At 69.8% G+C, this 17542-nt stretch carries 15 protein-coding genes; 6 read left to right on the forward strand and 9 right to left on the reverse strand.

Features of this window, described 5'->3' with window-relative positions:
* Window positions 1-219: 219 nt before the first annotated feature.
* Window positions 220-618: a VOC family protein gene (locus tag IH68_RS0119970; protein ID WP_030937051.1), complete on the reverse strand. Its 399-nt coding sequence runs from the start codon at window positions 616-618 to the stop codon at window positions 220-222.
* Between the two features lie 93 nt (window positions 619-711).
* Here IH68_RS0119970 and IH68_RS0119975 point away from each other — a divergent pair, with 93 nt between their 5' ends.
* Window positions 712-1701: a helix-turn-helix transcriptional regulator gene (locus IH68_RS0119975; protein ID WP_030937053.1), complete on the forward strand. Its 990-nt coding sequence runs from the start codon at window positions 712-714 to the stop codon at window positions 1699-1701.
* A 144-nt stretch (window positions 1702-1845) separates the two neighbouring features.
* Here IH68_RS0119975 and IH68_RS0119980 read toward each other — a convergent pair whose 3' ends face one another.
* The 5 genes from IH68_RS0119980 to IH68_RS0120000 all read right to left on the reverse strand — a co-directional run bounded on the left by IH68_RS0119980 (window position 1846) and on the right by IH68_RS0120000 (window position 6168).
* A complete protein-coding gene (locus tag IH68_RS0119980) occupies window positions 1846-2712 on the reverse strand; it encodes an alpha/beta hydrolase (protein WP_030937055.1) in 867 nt (288 codons plus the stop codon).
* Window positions 2713-3261: 549 nt separating this feature from the next.
* Window positions 3262-4497: a GNAT family N-acetyltransferase gene (locus IH68_RS0119985; protein WP_030937057.1), complete on the reverse strand. Its 1236-nt coding sequence runs from the start codon at window positions 4495-4497 to the stop codon at window positions 3262-3264.
* Window positions 4498-4733: 236 nt separating this feature from the next.
* Window positions 4734-5168 (reverse strand): DUF2267 domain-containing protein, encoded by a 435-nt coding sequence (locus IH68_RS0119990; RefSeq protein ID WP_420718995.1) that lies wholly within the window; start codon window positions 5166-5168, stop codon window positions 4734-4736.
* A gap of 70 nt (window positions 5169-5238) precedes the next feature.
* Window positions 5239-5634 carry a DUF2267 domain-containing protein gene (locus tag IH68_RS0119995; RefSeq protein WP_030937062.1) on the reverse strand — a complete coding sequence of 132 codons (396 nt, stop codon included), beginning with the start codon at window positions 5632-5634 and terminating at the stop codon, window positions 5239-5241.
* Window positions 5635-5736: 102 nt separating this feature from the next.
* The gene (locus tag IH68_RS0120000) at window positions 5737-6168 is read right to left on the reverse strand and encodes an Hsp20/alpha crystallin family protein (protein WP_030937064.1); all 432 of its coding nucleotides are present in this window, start codon (window positions 6166-6168) and stop codon (window positions 5737-5739) included.
* Between the two features lie 127 nt (window positions 6169-6295).
* Between IH68_RS0120000 and IH68_RS0120005 the strand changes: the two genes are divergently transcribed.
* The gene (locus IH68_RS0120005) at window positions 6296-6964 is read left to right on the forward strand and encodes a hypothetical protein (protein ID WP_051833599.1); all 669 of its coding nucleotides are present in this window, start codon (window positions 6296-6298) and stop codon (window positions 6962-6964) included.
* 268 nt (window positions 6965-7232) lie between these two features.
* Here the strand turns inward: IH68_RS0120005 and IH68_RS0120010 are convergent, their stop codons facing one another.
* Together IH68_RS0120010 and IH68_RS0120020 are read right to left on the reverse strand one after the other, a co-directional pair.
* Window positions 7233-8606 carry a pentapeptide repeat-containing protein gene (locus tag IH68_RS0120010; RefSeq protein ID WP_030937069.1) on the reverse strand — a complete coding sequence of 458 codons (1374 nt, stop codon included), beginning with the start codon at window positions 8604-8606 and terminating at the stop codon, window positions 7233-7235.
* A gap of 187 nt (window positions 8607-8793) precedes the next feature.
* Window positions 8794-10152 carry an RICIN domain-containing protein gene (locus IH68_RS0120020; protein WP_420718996.1) on the reverse strand — a complete coding sequence of 453 codons (1359 nt, stop codon included), beginning with the start codon at window positions 10150-10152 and terminating at the stop codon, window positions 8794-8796.
* Window positions 10153-10409: 257 nt separating this feature from the next.
* Between IH68_RS0120020 and htpG the strand changes: the two genes are divergently transcribed.
* The gene (gene htpG / locus IH68_RS0120025; RefSeq protein WP_030937073.1) at window positions 10410-12314 is read left to right on the forward strand and encodes a molecular chaperone HtpG; all 1905 of its coding nucleotides are present in this window, start codon (window positions 10410-10412) and stop codon (window positions 12312-12314) included.
* A gap of 78 nt (window positions 12315-12392) precedes the next feature.
* On the opposite strand, the gene IH68_RS0120030 is transcribed toward htpG, so the two are convergent.
* Complete coding sequence (locus IH68_RS0120030) at window positions 12393-14093, reverse strand: cellulase family glycosylhydrolase (RefSeq protein WP_030937076.1); 1701 nt, start codon at window positions 14091-14093, stop codon at window positions 12393-12395.
* 232 nt (window positions 14094-14325) lie between these two features.
* On the opposite strand from IH68_RS0120030, the gene IH68_RS0120035 reads away from it, so the two are divergent.
* The 3 genes from IH68_RS0120035 (at window position 14326) to IH68_RS0120045 (ending at window position 17317) form a co-directional block, all read left to right on the forward strand.
* Window positions 14326-15372, forward strand: coding sequence for a LacI family DNA-binding transcriptional regulator (locus IH68_RS0120035; protein ID WP_051833601.1), 1047 nt, complete (start codon window positions 14326-14328; stop codon window positions 15370-15372).
* Window positions 15373-15513: 141 nt separating this feature from the next.
* Window positions 15514-15771, forward strand: a complete 258-nt coding sequence (locus tag IH68_RS0120040) for a hypothetical protein (protein ID WP_030937080.1) — start codon at window positions 15514-15516, stop codon at window positions 15769-15771.
* Between the two features lie 31 nt (window positions 15772-15802).
* Window positions 15803-17317 (forward strand): glycoside hydrolase family 43 protein, encoded by a 1515-nt coding sequence (locus IH68_RS0120045; protein WP_199931899.1) that lies wholly within the window; start codon window positions 15803-15805, stop codon window positions 17315-17317.
* Window positions 17318-17542 lie beyond the last annotated feature (225 nt).

Here is a 17542-nt window from a genome sequence, read left to right on the forward strand (position 1 = left end):
GCTCGGCGAAGACGGCGCCGGCCGCCTCCATGATCGCGGCGCGGTTGCGTTCGGCGTCGGCGCGGCGGCCGCGCGGTGCGGGCTGTTCGGGTGCGGGGGGCGGCTGGTCGGCGAGGGTCACGGCATTCAGGGTACAGCGAACTTCCAGCCTTGCGGAGCAATCGCTCCGGTTGTACCACACTCAAGGGGCAGCGGCGGACCGCACGGCTGTGCGTGGCGTCAGCGTGCGAACTTTTCCCTGGCCGCCGGCGTGACGGGGGTGAAGAAGTTGACGAGGTTGCCGTCGGGGTCGCGGAACAGCAGCGACCGGTTGCCCCAGGGCAACGTGGTGGGCTCGGTGACGAAGTCGGTGACGAAGCCGGTCAGGCTCTGGTGAACGCGGTCCACGTCGTCGACGAGGAACTCGGTGATCACGCTGTGGTTGTCCGCCGGGCGGGCAGAGCCCGGGGCGAACAGCGGGACGGTGCGGGTGCCGGCGATCGCGAGGGTGGCGCCCGCGGTCTTCAGCTCGGCGAAGTCCTCCGTGGCCCACGCCGCCCGCGCCCCTGTGGCTCGCTCGTAGAAGTCGACGAGGCGCGCCACGTCGCTGGTGATGATGCGGATCGAGACGAAGTCCATGGGAATCTCCTTGGCTGTGCTGGAGGCGTGCATGTCGCAGGCTAGGGGAAATAGTGGACAGAATCGGTCCTGTATTCGCGTTAGGCTGCGAACATGCCTCGACCCACCGGCCGCGTGCTGACACTCCTGGAGCTGCTCCAGTCGGGCGGCACCCGGACCGTGGCCGAGCTCGCCGACCGGCTCGGCGTCGAAGGGCGCACCGTGCGCCGGTATGTGGACCAGCTGATCGACCTGGACGTGCCCGTGGAATCGGTGCGCGGCCGCTACGGCGGGTACCGGCTTGCCCCGGGGTACCGCTTGCCTCCGCTCATGCTCAGCGACGACGAGGCGCTGGCCGTGCTGCTCGGCCTGGTCGCCGGCCGCCGGGCAGGGCTGACGACGACGGAGCGCACGGCAAACGAGACGGCATCGGCGAAGATCCGGCGGGTGCTGCCCAAGCACATCGCCCGCCGGCTCGACACGCTGCTGGAAGCTCTCGCCTTCACCGATGAGCCCGGCGAGTCGGACCACCCGGACGCCGGGCTCCTGCTCACCCTCGCCGATGCGGTGCGCCACCGCCGACCGGTCTCGATCCGCTACACCGACCGCGACGGACGGCGCAGCGAACGCACGCTGCACGCGTACGGGATCGTCGCCCATGCGGGCCGTTGGTACGTCACGGGCAAGGACGCCCAGGTCGGCGAGGACCGAACCTTCCGGCTCGATCGCATCGCAGACGCAAGGACCCTCCCCGGCTCGTTCGAGGCGCCTGTGGGTCCCGGTCCGGCACAGCGCGTGTTGTCAGGGTTCGCCACGGCCGAGTACCGGCATGAGGTGACCTTGCGGATCCACGGCACAGTTGAGCAGATCCGCGCCCACCTTCCCGCCGGCGTCGCGAGCCTGGAGGAGCACGAGCCCGCGGCCGGCGAGGACCCGGCGGCCGAGCGCTGGATGCGCGTCGAGCTGCGGGCGGAGCGGCTCGACTGGTTGCCTCGGATACTCGCCGCACTCGACCGGCCGTTCGTCATCGAGCGCCCCGCTGAACTCCGCGACCTCGTCATCGCGCTTGCCGATCGCCTCACGTCCTACGCCCGCCAAGCCTGACAGTGAGGAACTCCCGGATGCATTACGACCGCCGGCGCGCCTAGGGCAAACGCCACGCCAGGCCGTAACCGCCCTCGCTCGCCGCACAGTCAGCGTCTTGTGGGCCCTGATCCGAGACGGCCGCCTCTACGTAGTCGCCGCGCCTCAACCCACCGGTGGGTCACCGCGGTCGTCCGACCGCCACAACCAGCGGAGGGCGTCGGGAAGCAGGACCCCGCCGTGGTTGGGGCTGTGGCCACCGTCGCCCAGGACGAGGCGGAAGTCGTAGCGGGCTTCTGCCAGTGCGGCCGCGACGCGCAGGTTGTTGGCGAGCCAGTTCGCCTCGGGTTCGTTCCAGCGCAGGTCACGGTGGCCCGCTTGCATGAAGATACGCAGCGGCTTGTGCGGGACGCGGGGGATGAGTTCGGGGTATGGGTTGCCGCCTGGCATCTGGGTGAAGCTGGACAAGTACGCGATCACCCGGCGGAATTTGTCCGGGCGCAGCCAGGCTGCGGTAAAGGCGCAGTTGCCGCCGCTGCTGCCGCCGCAGATGCCCCACCGGTCGGGGTCCTCGACGATCGAATAGCGCTTCGTGACCTCTGGGATGATCTCTGCCAGGAGAAAGCGGACGTACCGGTCGTCGTAGGCGTCGTACTCGGTGTTGCGGTTCTTCGGATTCTCAGCATCTGGGAAGACGCCCGGGTCGACGAACAGGCCGATGGTGATCGGGATGTCACCGCGGTGGACGAGATTGTCCAAAACGATCGTGCCTCGGACCTCCCCTTCAGGGTCCAGGTACCACCATCCGTCCTGGAACACCATCAGCGACGCCGGTTCCGAAAGGTCGTACCGGGCGGGCACGTGTACCCAGAACTTCCGTGAGGTTCCCGGGTAGATCGCGCTGTCGCTCCAGTCGAACTCGATCGTCTCGCCGGCCGGTACGCCAGGCTGCACGGCGGAGTCGGGGCCATGGGCATAGCGCACGTCTGACAGCTGAATCGGGAGCGGCTGGTAGGGCACCTCGATCGTCACGCGGCCCAACCTAGGAAGGATCAGGAACGATCTCAACGGGGTTTGTGAACACCGCGATGCCGGACGCCCGCAACTACTGCGCCGAGGTGTCGCGCGAGTAGCGGCGGCGCAGTGCGCGCAGCTTGGCCGCGACACGGAGATTGGTGCTGTGGAAGCGGGGGTCGCCGGCGGCTACCCGTACATCCTCCGTGATCGGTCAACGTCATGATGCTGCCATCCCGCCCGCCGTCGCCTCCAATGCGCCGACCTGGAGCCGGCCGCGAGCTTCCCGATGCCCGACGGGGAGGAAGTGCGGCCTGTCGTCGAGCGCTGACCCGGGCGGGGCTGCCGCCAGGCGGGCATCCACAGCGCCGTCACCCTGATCGAACAGGCCGCCGCGCCGCGCCGCCCGGGCCGCTACCACCTCTTACACGCCACCCGGGGCAGCCCTGCAGCGAGCCCTCGGCCGCACCGACCAGGCCCTGAAGCTCACCATCAATCCGGCCCAACGCCCCCTGCCCGCCACGCGATTGCACCCACCGAGGGCCTCCACTGACTTTGGGGCTGCGGTCAGAACCAGTGCAGGCAGTGCGGGGAGCGCTCGGCGCGGAAGAGAGTGTCGGCGAGGGCGGCCGCGCCCGGGCGGTGGGCCTGGATGTGTCCCGCACGTACGAGCGTGCTCGGGGCGGTGCCGCCGAGGTAGATCGAACCGAGGTCGCTCGCGTCCAGGGACAGATCGGGCTCCCGGTCCGTGGGGACGCATTCGGCTTTGCTGTCGCGCACCGTCAGCAGGTAGCGGCCGTGCTCACCGAGGAACGGGTCGTCGACGTCGAGGACGAGCTCGCCGTCCATGGACCAGCCGCGCGCGGTCAGCGCTCGCGGGACGTCCAGCAGCCGTACCCAGAGCCAGTCGGTGTCGTTGCTGACCTGGCCGGCGCGGAAGTCCGCAAGCTGCCAGCGCAGCGGATTGTCGGGCGGGATGTGCTTGAACACCACCTGACGGACCAGGTCGTGTCCGAGCACGAACCGGGCCAGGGCCGTGAAGACGGCGTCGTCGGTGGCGATGGTCTCGTCGACCGTCAAGGCGTCGCCTTCGCCGATTGCATAGCTGGCGTACCCGTCCGGGACGCCCTCGGCGTCACGGTGGACGGCCACGTAGCGCGGCGCCGGAGAGATGGGGGGCTGCCCCGCGCCCGAGGCCCACCAGCGGTGCGGCCTGGACAGCGCACCGGGCTGGGCGCGGCGGTAACGGTCGTAGACCTCCTCCAGGATCTCGCCGCACTCGGCCCGCCGCAGCAGCTCGACCGAGCCGGTGTCCCGACCGGTCGCCGGTGCCTCGGCCGTTCCGTGTGCCCGGGGGAGGGCGAGGGCGGCCTGGTGGCGCGGCACCGTCAGCCGCTGTGTGTAGGTGGCCGGCCCGTAGCCGAACCTGCGGTAGATCACGGCCTCGGAGGCCAGCAGTACGGAGAGGAACTCCCCTCGGGCCCGCAGTTCGGTGAGCTGATGCCGCATCAGCGCGGTGAGCACGCCCTTGCGTCGGTGCGAGGGCAGGACGCCGACGGCGGTCACCCCCGCGGCCGGGGCGAGGATCTCACCGGGCAGCGTGAGCTCGAAGGAGTACGCGCCCGCGGTGCCGACGGGCCGTCCGTCCGCCGTAACGGCGAGCAGGTTGCGGTCCATTTCGAGCGCCGCCCACCACACTCCGCCGCCGCCCTCGGCCGGGGTTTCCGGGAAGCGCCCGAACGCGGCATACATGGTGTCGACGAAGACGTCGAAGTCCTGGTCGGTCGTGGAACGGATCTCCATTGGTGCCGCTGCCTCCCCGGGCTACCGGCACCACGACCCGCGGTGCCCCGCCACAGTGCAACGCCGAGGCGTCGCCGGGTCAAACGAATTACGGCCGGGCCTGCGGCCGTTCAGATCTGTTGGCGATCCTCAAAGCGGTCGGCATGATGCCGGTGACCGGAGCCCTGCGCGGTCTCGACGGCCCGTGCACGTCTCACGGTCACCGGCGTGCTGTCGCGCCGGAAGGCGCGGTCCACCTATGCGGCTTGGGTGAGTTCGGCGCGGCCGAACAGGAGCGCGTAGCCGGAGGGAAGCCGGCGCAGGATGCGGGTCACGAGGTCGCGGCCGGCATAGGCCGAGACGGCGGAGAAGACGGATCCGGTGTCCCAGCGGGTGGTGGCCAGGGCGGCGCCGGTACGGGCGGAGAGGTCCTTGACGAAGGCCCAGCCGGTCAGTGGCCGGATGTCGGGGATCTGGGCGGTGAGGATGCGTGCGGCCTCGAGGGGGAGGCGGCCGGCGAGTTCGACGCGTTCGTCGCCGGTCAGCTGGCGTCCCAGCCCGGCGAGGACGAGGCGGACGGCCTCCTCGGCCTTCTCGCGGGTGGGGTAGGCGCCGTCGTAGCGGACCTTTTCCAGCATGTGTTCGTACGCCCTTCCATAGGGCTGCTGGAGCGGTGCGCTGTGGTCGGACATCACTGCGGTGGTTGCCTTTCTGTCACCGGGGTCGTGGTGGCCGGCTGTGCGGCCACCGGTGGGTGGGTGGTCAGGTGGGCTGAAGGCGGCCGAAGAGCGCGTCGTAGCCCGCTGGGAGTTGGAGCAGGATCTCTTTGAGGAGGTCGTCGCCGACGGCGTCGGCGGCCGTGGACAGGACGGCGCCGACGTCCCAGGCGGCGGTCTGTTCGGTCGCCCCTTCGATCCAGGCGGCGGTCGCGCGCACGAACCGCTCCGGGGGCAGCGGTTCGGCGCTCTGCAGCGGATTGAGCAGGATCAGGGCGAAGTCTTCCGGCAGACGCGCCGCCAGCCGGGCGCGTACCTCGCCGACCAGGTGTGCGCCCAGCAGGGCGAGCACCACGCGGGCCGCGCGGTCGGCCTCCTGCAAGGTGGCGTACTCACCGCGTTCCTTCACATGGTTGAGGAACGCTTCGCGTCGCACAGTCATGTCGGGCGCCACCCTTCCTCGGTCCACGGGGAACGGAGGACAGGCCCTGGGGGGAGATCAGGTACCTGTCCTCCGCCGTTGTTCAGCCTTCGGCCGTCCGGCTCAGCCGGAGATCTCCTTGCGGCCGGATCCGACGCCGATGGTGATCTTGCGGGGCTTGGCGCGCTCGGCGATCGGAATGCGCAGGGTGAGCACGCCTGCCTCGTAGTCGGCCTGGATGTGCTCGGTGTCCAGCGTGTCCGCCAGCACGAGCTGGCGCGAGAAGACGCCGAGCGGCCGTTCCGACAGCTCCATCTGTACGTCGTCGGCCTTCGTCACGGGCCGGCGCTCGGCCTTGACGGTCAGCATGTTCCGTTCGACGTCGATGTCGATCGCGTCCGCGCTGACGCCGGGGACGTCGAAGGCCACCACGTACTCGTCACCCTCGCGGTAGGCGTCCATCGGCATGGGGGACGGCCGCGACCAGGTGCCCGGGCCCATCAGCTGCTGCGCCAGCCGGTCCAGCTCACGGAAGGGGTCAGTGCGCATCAACATCGGAAAACACCTCCAGGAAGGTTCAGGCAGTTGCTGCCAATGCGCCTCACTGAAACCGTTGTACCATGTCATCCAATGGATGACAAACATGGTGTCGTCCAAAGGATGACCAACTGAGGAGGTGCCCATGACCCAGGCTGACCAGCCGGCATCGTCCGGTATCGGAGCGCCGAGCCCGGCGTCGTTCCTGGCCGCCGCGGCAGCTCTGCACGCCATAGACGATGCCCTGCAGGCCGCCAGGCACGAGGACCACGACACCGCCGACACCCAGGACGTCGCCCCGGAGAAGGCCCTGGCCTCGCTTCTGCTGCTGCGGCAGGTACGCGAGCAGCTCGCCGAATGGGAAACCGGCCTGATCGAAACCGCCCGCCAGGCGGGTGCCAGCTGGGCCGACCTCGCCCACCCCCTCGGTGTCTCCAGCCGCCAGGCCGCCGAGCGACGCTATCTGCGGGGCCGGCCCGGTCCCGAAGGAACCACCGGCGAACAACGAGTCCAGGCCACCCGCGAGCGCCGCGCCGCCGAGCGCACGACCGCCGCCTGGGCCCGCCGCAACGCAGCCGACCTGCGCCGCATCGCCGGCCAGATCAGCGCCCTCACCGACCTGCCCACCGCGGCCCGCAGCCCGCTCGGCCAACTTCACGCGGCCCTCGCCCACGACGACCCCGCCGCCCTCATCCACCCCCTCAACGCAACCCGCCCCCATCTCACCCCCGACCACCCCGACCTCGCCGCCCAGCTCGATGCCCTGGCCAACTCCGCCACGGACCCGGCAGCCCCTGGGCGTTCGAAGCGGTAGTCGGCGGCGATCTCGGCTGACATCTGAGCAGCGTGATCGCCACACACAGCCGCCCCACCCCGGCGACGATCCGGCAGCTGAACCGGATCCGGGATCGGTCATGTGATCAGGCGGCTTCCGGCATCACGAGGCCGTGGGCGACGACGCGCCGTGCGCCGGCACGGTTCTTGCGACAGAGAGCTGCCGGGCCGGGCGGCTTGCAGCCGCGCGCGGACCACGCCGTACACCCCCCGGTGGCGCGAGCGGGCAGCCACGCGGCAGACGGACGCTAGTTCCGGCTCAGCGTCCGGGTCACCCCCGCCACGACCGCCGTCGTCAGGATCCAGCCGATGGCGATCAACGCGTACGCCAGACCCTGTACGCCGCCCTGTGCCCAGTGCCAGTGGTCGCGCTGGCCGAGGCCGCCGATCGGCACCAGCAGGTCAAGGGTGTAGGCGACCGGGTTGAACGGCGTGTCCTCGCCCTTCGTGTTCGCCACGGGGTTGTGTGCCGAGAACACGAGCGAGCCGACGAGCGTGAGCAGCGCCAGCCAGATTCCTGCGATCCACGGGCGGTAGCCGTATCCGACGGTTGAGTCGAGCAGCCAGCCCCAGGCTCTGCCCGCCGGGCCCAGTGTCGCCCGTCGGTGCCGCTCCCGCACGAGCAGCACCTGCCGTGCCTCGTCCTCGTGCCCGCATCTGCGGTAGTGGGAGGCGAGTTGCTCGTACGGCTGCGGGACGTAGACGGGCTGGTGGCGCAGCCACGCCAGCCGGTTCTCGACGTCCTCGCGCCGGGTGGGTGCCGTCTCGCCGAGCCAGCCGTACGTCAGTCCGTCCAGGCCCAGCGTCTTCGGCCAGGTCGACGGGTGGTCCTGGATACGGTCCGCGTGCGCGTTGCGCAGGTTCACGCCGCCCGCGGGCCGGTACCGGAAGCGCAGGTCGAGCGCCCCGGCCTGCATCCCCACGCACATCAACGACGTGCCGGAGCCGAGCAGTTCGGCATCGTCGAAGGTCAGCAGGTCCTCTATCCGTACGCTGCGCAGCCGCACCCTGCCGTCGGTCGTGAATCCCCGTGACAGCCGTACGGTCGACGCCTTGAGCATGTCCCCGTGGAAGGCGAAGGCGTCCGGCGCGCCCACCGTGATCCGTGCCCCGCGCATCCACAGCCCCCCCGGCAACTCGGCCCCGGGGAAGCTGACTTCGCCTTCTGCGACGAATCCGTCCTCACAGAACACCCCGCCCCGCATCACCAGGCCACCGGCGTCCACCGCCATCCGTCCCGGCGCGATCAGCCGTGCCCCGTCGAGCCGCAGCGCTCCCGCGATGTCCGCGTGCACGAGTTCGAGAGCGTGCTGCCCGTCCCCGCCGATGGTCGAGCGGCGCAGGTCAAGTCGTCCGCCGAACTGTGCCGTGGGCGCCCGGAAGCCGGGCAGCGTGCAGTCGACGACGCTCACCCCGAGCGTCGTCGTCCCCTCCAGGCTGACGGCCTCGTCGAACCGGCACCCCTCGAACCGCACGGACCGCCTGATCTCCGCCCCGTCCAGCAGCAGTGCCCCGGTGACGTGGGCACCGCGCAGGATGTACGGCTCGGCTCCGGCGGCCTCGTCGAGGATCTCCTGCCTGACGCGCTCCGCGTCGACAGTCCGGTCGGGCTCAGGCGACACGGGCGGTGCCGAACTCGGTCCAGGCGCCGGCCTCGTGCTCGAACCGGGCGAGTGGGGCGGCGCAGTTGTGCGGTCGGCTTGCGGTGTTCATCGGGCTCCAGGCGGTCCATCCGGCAGGCGTGCACTCTCCGCGGGAGACAGTGCCTAGGACCGCAGCATTCCACACCTCTCCGGAGCGGGTCGGCGGTCACTGTCCTGGCGTGAGGACGTACGTGTTGAGGCTGCCCACCGTGGTGAGCGGGCGCGGGGAGCCGAGGTCGTAGCGGTCCACGGCGAGGTAGTTGGGCTTCTTGCGGGCGGCGGGTGTACAGAAGTTCTGTGCACGGTTGAGGAGTTTGCCGTTGTCGGTCTGCGCGGTGGAGCCGATGGTGTAGTCGCGGAAGTGGTTCATCACGAACAGCGGGTGGAACGCGGACGAGTCCGTGGTGAGGGGGCGGGTGTCCCAGCGGCTGTAGCAGGACCAGTCCGAGGCGCCGATTCCGCCGCCCATGGACCAGTAGTTCTCCACGGTCCACTCGCGCTGGTACATCACCCCGAAGGTGTCGCGGGTGCTCCAACCGCTCGCGGTGTCGCTCGCCCGGGTCCGGTCGCTGAAGATCAGCAGCTGCTTGCCGCGGGCGGCGAGGTCGGCTACGGTCGGCCAGCCCTTGGTCGCCACGCCCTCCTGGTCGGGCCGGTACAGCACGTCGTAGAGGCCGTTCACCGAGGCGAGGGAGGACTTCAGCACGTCGGAGGAGGCGTAGTCCTCGAGGAAGACGGTGGCGAACTGGCCGGGGTTGGCCTTGAGGAAGCCGACGATGCGCTGCAGGTCGGCAGCGAGCGGGACGGGGCTGCCGACGCCGTCGCAGCTGTTGTGGCAGAGGACGGCCTGTCCGGAGACGGTGTAGTCGTCGAGCATGAACCCGCGTACGCCGTCGGCGAGTTGCTTGCTGATGCCGGAGTTCTGGTTGGGGAACCAGCTGACCGGCCACGAGGCGAAGTTGCCGTCGACACCGTTGGCGAAGGCGTTGTGCGCGGTCAGGAAGGTGACCTGGTCCAGGGTGCGGGTGTCGGCGGAGGGCATCGCCGTGGTGGCGTAGGCGACCGGGGTGAGGTACCAGCGGGCGAGGTCGCCCGCGGAGCCCAGTTGTACGGCCGCGGTGTCGGAGGCGGAGCCGGTGAGGTACTGCGAGGTGCCGGGGGCGGTGATGGTGTACGTGCTCTCGGCGCCGGAGGTGATCATCCAGGTGGTGCCGTCCGCGCCGCAGGTGGCGGTGACCGCGGAGGTGCCGCTGCGGCCGATGCAGGTGCCGGACTCGTCGGCGTTCTGCAGCTGGTAGCCGCCGCTGACCGCGACCGGGGTCCACTGCTGGTGGTCCTCGTTGCCCTTGGGATTGTGCGCGGCGACGGTGCCGCCGGCGTCGGCGGCGTTGCGGCCGGTGGTGTAGTTCTGCAGGTAGACCGAAGAGGTCGGGACCGCCGCCGAGGCCGTGCCGGGAAGCAGGGCGGGTGTGGACAGGGCGAGGGCGGCGGAACAGCACAGGACGCGCAGGGGGCGCAGGCGCACGGGGGGTTCCCTTCACTCCGGCACGGGCGTGCCGATGATGACCGAGACATGACATATCCGGTGACACGTGCGTTACACCAGAGGACATCCGTGAATTCCTGCTGTCACTCCGCCTTTTGACGACCTGTCAGGCTGCGTAAACCCACCATCCGCGTTGTCGTGCGCCACCGCACTGCGTTGCCGAGACCCCGCCGATGTGTCCTACAGTGACTCTCACCTGACCTGGCACTTTAGGGACCTGCGAGGACACACGAACCATGTCGACCGAAACGTTTGAGTTCCAAGTAGAGGCCCGTCAGCTGCTCCAGCTGATGATCCACTCGGTCTACTCGAACAAGGACGTCTTCCTGCGGGAACTCGTCTCCAACGCCTCCGACGCGCTCGACAAGCTGCGCCTGGCCGCGCTGCGGGACGACAGCCTCGACGTCGACACCTCGGACCTGCACATCGAGATCGAACTCGATCCGGACGCCCGCACGCTCACCGTGCGGGACAACGGCATCGGGATGTCGTACGACGAGGTCGGCAACCTCATCGGCACCATCGCCAACTCCGGCACGGCCGCCTTCCTCAAGGAGCTGAAGGAGGCCCAGGACGCCGCCGGGGCCGAGGGGCTCATCGGACAGTTCGGCGTCGGCTTCTACTCCGGTTTCATGGCGGCCGACGAGATGACCCTGGTGACCCGGCGCGCCGGGGAGGCCGGCGGCACCCGCTGGTCCTCGCGCGGCGAGGGCACCTACACCCTGGAGAGCGTCGACGACGCACCGCAGGGAACCGCCGTCACGCTCCACCTCAAGCCGGCCGACGCCGAGAACCAGCTGCACGACTACACCTCCACCTGGAAGATCAAGGAGATCGTCAAGCGGTACTCCGACTTCATCACCTGGCCGATCCGGCTGGTCCCGCAGCCGGGCGGCGACGGCGAGGACACGCCCGAACCGGAGACGCTGAACTCGATGAAGGCCCTGTGGGCCCGCTCGCGCGACGAGGTCTCCGACGACGAGTACCACGAGCTGTACAAGCACGTCAGCCACGACTGGCGCGACCCCCTGGAAACCATCCGCCTCCAGGCCGAGGGCACCTTCGAGTACCAGGCCCTGCTCTTCCTGCCCGCACACGCCCCGCACGACCTGTTCACCCGGGACTTCCGGCGCGGCCTCCAGCTCTACGTCAAGCGTGTGCTGATCATGGACGACTGCGAGGCGCTGCTGCCGCCGTACCTCCGCTTCGTCAAGGGCGTCGTCGACGCGCAGGACCTCTCGCTCAACGTCTCCCGCGAGATCCTCCAGCAGGACCGGCACATCCGGATGATCCAGCGCCGGCTGACCAAGAAGGTCCTGTCCTCGGTCAAGGAGATGAAGGCCAACGACCCCGACAAGTACACCGCGTTCTGGCGGGAGTTCGGCGCCGTACTGAAGGAAGGCCTGTTCGGCGACCCCGACAACCGCGACGCCCTGCTCGCCGTCGCGTCCTTCGCCAGCACGCACTCCGAGGACGAGGCGACCACCCTCCAGCAGTACGTGGAGCGGATGAAGGACGGCCAGAACGACATCTACTACATGACCGGCGAGTCCCGGCAGAGCCTTGAGAACTCACCGCACATGGAGGCGTTCCGGGCGCGCGGCGTCGAGGTCCTGCTGCTCACCGACCCGGTCGACGAGGTGTGGGTCGACGCCGTGGGCGAGTTCGAGGGCAAGGCGCTGCGGTCCGTCGCCAAGGGCGAGATCGACCTCGACGTCCAGGGCGACGAACAGGCCGAGGCCGAGCGGGAGAAGCAGACGGAGGCCTACGCCGGTCTGCTGGGCTGGCTGAAGGAGCAGTTGGCGGACGACGTGAAGGACGTCCGGCTGTCGACGCGTCTGACCGTCTCCCCGGCCTGTGTCGTCTCCGACGCCCACGACCTGACTCCGGCGCTGGAGAACATGTACCGGGCCATGGGCCAGGAGGTCCCGCCCACCAAGCGGATCCTCGAGCTCAACCCGGCGCATCCGCTCGTGCAGGGCCTGAACCAGGCGTACCAGGAGCGCGAGGACCGCACCGAACTTGTGGAGACGGCGGAGCTGTTGCACGGTCTTGCCGTCCTCGCGGAGGGCGGCCAGCCCAAGGAGCCCGCGCGTTTCGTGAAGCTGGTGGCGGAGCGGCTGGAGCACGGCCTGCGCTGACGGGGGCCTCGCGCAGAGGCACTCGGCACGGCCCGTCCGTGCCGAGTGCCTGCCCTCAAGCAGGTACGGTTCCCGGGCTCAGCCGCTCGTGCCGGTCACCGTGTTGCCCGTCTTGGTGACGTGGTAGATCACCTTGGCGCCGCTCCAGAAGTGGAAGGTGAGCGTGACGCGGGAATCGTCCTTGAGGGAGTTGACGAAGTCGGAGGTCAGCTTGATGGAGTCGCCGGTGTACGCCGTGAAGGCGGCGTCCCACTGCTGGTAGGGCGTCCAGCTCGCCGGGCCTGCGTTGCCTCCGCCCTCGTAGGTGGCCTCCATCGTGGCCAGTTGGTCGCCCCGGAACTGCGTGGGGATGGTCAGGCCGCCGGTGTCCCCGGAGGCGGCGGACAGAAGCGGGGTGTCGTACGTGATCACGTCGATCCGCCACGGGACGCCTCGCGAAAACCTGGCCTGCAGTGTTGCGTTGGTCCCGTACGCGCGGTCGCCGGCGAGTTCGGTGAGCGCGGCGGGTGTCAGCGTGAGCTGGTTGCCGGAGACGGTGTAGTCCCTGCCCCTCAACAGGTTGCGGGAGCCGTACCGCAGGCCCTGGAAGTCCGTGCCGTTCGCGTTGAGGGTGAGGCTCTGGGCGGTGATGTCACCCGACTTCGCCAGGAAGACCAGGTCGTTGGAGGCGGTGTCCGAGCGAGTGCTCCAGCTCGACCTGATCTGGGCGAACAGCTCCGGGTCCCGCCATTGCAGCGTGGTCCGGTTCAGGAACTGCCCCGCGTCCCACAGCATTGTGGTGAGCTTCCGCTCGCGGGCGTAGTTGCCGAGGAACTCGAAGTACTTGCGCTGCTCGCCGCGTTCGATGATGCCGGGGCGGTTGTGGTCGTAGGCGAGCAGGGCGTACTCGCCGATGATGACCGGGATGCCGTGGGCGACGAAGGTGTCGTGGACGCGGTCGAAGGTGTCCGTGAGGTCCTTCTGGGCGGTGGCGTCGAACCGGGTGTAGCCGGCGATGTTCACGCTGAACGGCCACCAGCCGTAGAAGTGGACGGTCGTGGCCACCATGGGGTCGTGCAGGGCGGTGAGGCTGGTGGCCAGCGCGTCGAGCCGCCCCTGGTCGGCGTTGGTGTACAGGGTGGGCAGGACGAGCAGCCGGTCGGTGTTGCGGCCGCCGGAGGCGCGCACGATGCGGTGGAAGTCGGTGTTGAGCTCGGCCAGCAGCCGGTAGTTCTCGTCGTCGCCCGAAGTGCCGCTGAACGTCGGCTCGTTGATGCTCTCGAACGCCAACCGGGAGGGCTCGTCGCGGAACGCCGCCGCGATCTGGGTCCAGGTGGCGCTGTAGCGGGCGAGAACGGCGTCGTGGTCCGTGGAGAGGTTGTCGACCCACATCCACGAGTCGTGGTGCATGTTGAGCAGCACGGAGAGGTTTTCGTCCAGCGCCCAGTCGACGACCTGCCGCACCTTCGCCAGCCAGGCCGGGGCGATCGTGTAGTCAGGGGCGGCGCCCTGGTGGGAACCCCAGGTGACGGGCAGCCGTATGCTCCTGAAGCCCTGCGACCTGATCCTCTTGAACAGCGCCCTGGTCACGGGCGGGTTGCCCCAGGACGTCTCGTCGGGGATGGCGTCGTAGGTGTTGCCCAGGTTCCAGCCGGGCTGCATGGCCGCGACCGCACTGCGGGCGGTGGCGGAGCCGGCCGGGGGCGGGGCGGCGGCTCCTGCGGTTGCGGGCATCAGCGGCAGGAGGGCGATCGCCAGCAGGAGCACCGCGGCGAGTCTCGGCACCAGTCTCCGCGTCATCACGGCACCTTCCGATGAGGGGGCGTAGACCGCGCAGGAAAATGTGAACTTGGTTCGATGGAAACTTTCTCCGTGGGCGGCGGAGAAATTGACATGAAAATGTGTCCGGGGCCACAGGTTCGTCGGTACGAGATGCGAGAATGACGCGGCAACACCTGTACGAGGCTGTTCAACCGGCTTTCGCGCCGGGCCCGCGTCCGGCGCGAACGGTTCGACGATCGGGAAGGCCACCTTGGCGGACAACGCAGCAGACGGACCGGCCACTCGGGAGCGCGAGGAGCGTGACGCGCCCAAGTCGGTCACGATCGCGTACATCGCCGAGTCGGCGGGTGTGTCCGTGCCGACCGTGTCCAAGGTGCTCAACGGAAAGTCGGGGGTCTCCGCGGACACGCGTGCCCGGGTCGAGGAGCTGATCAACCGGTACGGCTACCGCAAGCCCGCCGGAGCGGGCCGAAGCAATGTCGTCGAGCTGGTGTTCCGTGAGCTCAAGGACATGTGGGCGGTCGAGATCATCCGGGGTGTGGAGCGGGTGGCGCGCCGGCACCGCGTCGGCGTCATGGTCTCCGAGTTCGGCCTGCACGACAGTTCGGCGCCGACCTGGGACGACACGGTCGCCCGGCGCCCCAACTGCGTGCTGTCGGTGGCGCAGCTCTCCGAGGCCGAACGTGAGCAACTGACGGCGAAGGGCATCCCGTTCGTCGTCTTCGACCCGATCATGGAGCTGCCGGACGACGTCCCGTACGTGGGCGCCACGAACTGGTCCGGCGGCCGCGCAGCGACCCGCCACCTCACCGAACTCGGCCACCGGCGCATCGCGATGATCAGCGGGCCCGAGGACCAGCTGTGCTGCTCCGCCCGGCTGGACGGATACCGCTCGGCGATGCAGGCCGCGGGCCTCGCGGTCGATCCGGAGATCGTCGTGCATGCCGGCCTCACCCGCGACGACGGCTACGAAGCGGCCCGCACCCTGCTGGCCCTGCCCGAACGCCCGACGGCGATCTTCGCCGCCAACGACCTGCAGGCCCTCGGCGTCTACCAGGCGGCGCGCGAGGCCGGTCTGCGCATCCCGGACGACCTGAGCGTGGTCGGTTTCGACGACCTCCCGGTCGTGGCCTGGGTGGACCCCCCGCTGACCACCGTCCACCAGCCCCTGACCGAGATGGCGGTGGCGGCGACCGAGCTGGCGCTCACCCTCGGCCGCGGCGAGCAGGCACCCCAGGCCGGCTTGGAGATCGCGACGACCCTGACGGTCCGGGGGAGCACCGCTCCGTTGAAGTAGGCCCCCTCCGAGGAGCAGGACCCGTCCCAAGGGTCGAAACTTTCGCATATCTGTTACGACACTTGCCAAGTGGTTCGGCCTCGTAGACCGTGGTGCGCGTCCCCCGTCCACCCGCCCGCTCGTCACAGCGCTGGAGGGCACATGCGCAGGCCGGTCCAAAAGCACCGCACCCGCCTGATCGGGCTTGTCGCAGCCATCTCGCCGGCCGCGGCGGGCTCCGTCTCCGCCGCCACCCCGCCGGCGGACGCCGCTTCGGCTGCGATCACCGCCTCCGTGTCGGTGGACGCCGGCCGCACCCTGGCGAGCATCCCGGCAACCGGTGTCGGCATGAACGTCGCCGTCTACGACGGCGACGTGAACCACCCGTCCGTTCCCGGGCTGCTGACCCGCAGCCAGTGATCCAGTGAACCAGTGAAGGGACTCGATCAGGGTGTCGAGCAGGCCCAAGACGGCCACCACCACCGTCAACAACCCAGTCATCCCCGGCTTTCACCCCGATCCGAGCATCTGCCGGGCGGGCGAGGACTACTACCTCGCCTGCTCCAGCTTCGAGTACTTCCCCGGCGTGCCCCTCTTCCACAGCCGGGACCTGGTGCACTGGACCCAGATCGGCAACGCGCTGGACCGGCCCGGCCAACTGCGCCTGCCGCTGGACTCGCGCTCCTCGGGCGGGATCTACGCGCCCACCCTGCGCCACCACGACGGCCGCTTCTGGCTGATCGTCACCAACGTCAGCAGCGACGGCAACCTGCTGTTCACGGCCACCGACCCGGCAGGCCCCTGGTCCGATCCGGTGCGGCTGCCCGGGGTGCACGGCATCGACCCGGATCTCGCCTGGGACGAGGACGGCACCTGCTGGTGCACCGTCGCCGGGGTGTCCCAGGTCCGCCTCGACCCCTACACCGGGGAGGCCTTCGGGCCTGCGCGGAAACTCTGGTCCGGCATGCCCGGCGCCAAAGCCCCCGAGGCACCGCATCTGTACCGGATCGGCGGCTACTGGTACCTGCTCATCGCCGAGGGCGGCACCGAACGCTGCCACGGCGTCTCGATCGCCCGAGCCCGCACGCCCGACGGCCCCTTCGAACCGTGCCCGGCCAACCCGATCCTCACCCACCGCGGCACCGACCACCCCATCCAGAACACCGGCCACGCCGACCTGGTCCAGGCACCCGACGGCTCCTGGTGGATGGTGCTGCTCGGGGTGCGGTCGGGCGGCGGCACCCCGGGCTGGCACGTGCTGGGCCGCGAGACGTTCCTGGCACCGGTGACGTGGGTGGGCGACTGGCCGGTCGTCGGTGAACTTTCCCTCGAGGCGCCCGTGCCCCCGTGGCCGCTCCGGCCGGGCCCCGGCACGCCGGTGCGGGACGACTTCGACGTGACCGAACTGGCCCCGCACTGGGTCTCACTGCGCCATCGCCCCGCGGAGCACTGCACCACCAAGGAACGGCCCGGCTGGCTGACCCTGCGCGCCCGCGGAGCCTCGCTCGACGACACCGACGTGACGTTCGTCGGCCGACGGCAGCAGCATCTGTCCTGCCGGGTGCGGTCTCTGGTCGACGTGGGGGAGGGGCGCGGCGGCCTGGCCGTACGCCTCGACGAGCAGCACCACTACGACATCGAAGCCGTCGCCGGTGAAGTGCAAGTGCGCGCCCGTATCGGCCCGTTGAACACAGTCGTGGCGTCCCGGCCGGTACCGCCCGGCCCAGTGGTCCTCCGCGTCGAGGTGGCCGCCGTCGAGACCCTGAACGACGCGCGCACCGGCCCCGACACCGTCTCGATCGGCATCGAGGAACCGGACGGCACCTTCGCCGAACTCACCTCGCTCGACGGCAAATACCTGTCCACGGAGGTCGCCGGCGGCTTCACCGGCCGCGTCTTCGGAATGTTCGCCTCAATCGGCTCCGTTCACTTCGACTGGTTCGACTACGAGCCGCTCGACGGCTGAAGGCGGGCCCCGCGCGTGTGGGGACACTGCATCGGTGACCGGTTCTGCACTGCCTCAACCGCTTCGGGTATTCCCTCCGAAGGGGGGAGCCTTTTCTCCTACGCAGACCGTGCCCAGGAGAAGGCTCTCCCTTCCTCGTGTACGGCACTCCTGGCACGCTCATGGCGAGGCCGGCCGCGCGCGCTCTGACCCCGGCTCGGCCTCTTCTGGCCGGTTCCTCAGCGC

Origin of the sequence: Streptomyces sp. NRRL S-646 (assembly GCF_000720765.1) — a bacterium.
Classification (GTDB): Bacteria; Actinomycetota; Actinomycetes; order Streptomycetales; family Streptomycetaceae; genus Streptomyces.